Origin of the sequence: Vibrio sp. 10N.222.46.A1 (assembly GCF_041473595.1) — a bacterium.
GTDB classification, from domain to species: Bacteria; Pseudomonadota; Gammaproteobacteria; order Enterobacterales; family Vibrionaceae; genus Vibrio; species Vibrio tasmaniensis_A.
The window spans coordinates 1-897 of sequence record NZ_JBFRSN010001487.1; the positions used below are offsets into that span (position 1 = coordinate 1).

General features: G+C 40.9%; 1 protein-coding gene and 1 pseudogene. Both read right to left on the reverse strand.

Going from position 1 to position 897, the window contains the following annotated elements:
* Nucleotides 1–651, reverse strand: a 651-nt coding sequence (locus tag AB4496_RS27560) for a type II secretion system F family protein (RefSeq protein ID WP_372133167.1), incomplete at its 3' end; no start/stop codon positions are given.
* A gap of 3 nt (nucleotides 652–654) precedes the next feature.
* Nucleotides 655–897: pseudogene (locus AB4496_RS27565) on the reverse strand (type II secretion system F family protein); the annotation flags it as partial.

Consider the following 897-nt stretch of genomic DNA (forward strand, 5'->3'; position numbering starts at 1 on the left):
GGCAAAAACAGTATCCAACTCATCGGCAAGTTCGGGCTGTGAAATGTATAGTTCGTTAGCAACTCGTCCTAGCGCAGCATTAAAACCAAGACCGGACTCTGTACAAACCACCAGCAGATCAAGAGCATCTGGTACACCATTCTTGATCTTTCTCTGTCTATCTTTTTGCATTTTACTCAATATAAAATTGGGTAAAAACGTACCGACAAAGATACAAGTCACGATCAATAAGTTGTTGTAACTGCCCCCTATCGCTAAATAAAACACCATAAATGCACAAACAAACCCGACAAGGGCTGACAGTACTTTGAAAGCATAAAAGACAGAAAGCGCACTTTTTTCATGGTATCCGGCATGCATGAGTTTTTCTGAGTAAGTTTCGTTGTCTTTTTTATTCCCTCGTCCAATAAATGGCGTTAACGACTCTAACGTATTGGTAAAATCGTAAGGTTTTCGACTACTCGTATGACGACCACTGGATATCTGCTTTAGCTTTTTATCCAACGGGGAGCGAGTGCCTACAAAAAGAAAACCAAGCGTGAGGGTCAGTAACATAGTGGTCAGCAAGATCATCCCGTACAGTAAGGCTTGGCTACTGATCCCGAACTCAGAGAGTGCTTGCTTCCATACATCTAAATCAAAGAATTCCATAATCTATATCTCGATATTTATTATTTTTCTTATCCACAACGCCCCAATAGCCAACAAAATAACCCCAATACTGACCATCGATATTCCTCTAGGGTCGGTATACAAAGGTTCTATGTATTCTGGGTTTACGAATTTAAGGCCGAAAAACAGAACAAAGGGAGAAAGAGTCAGTATCCAGGCAGAAAGCCGACTCTCAGCAGAGAGAGTTTTGATTTTTCTTTCTAGTTTAAAACGCGCTCTCAGTAC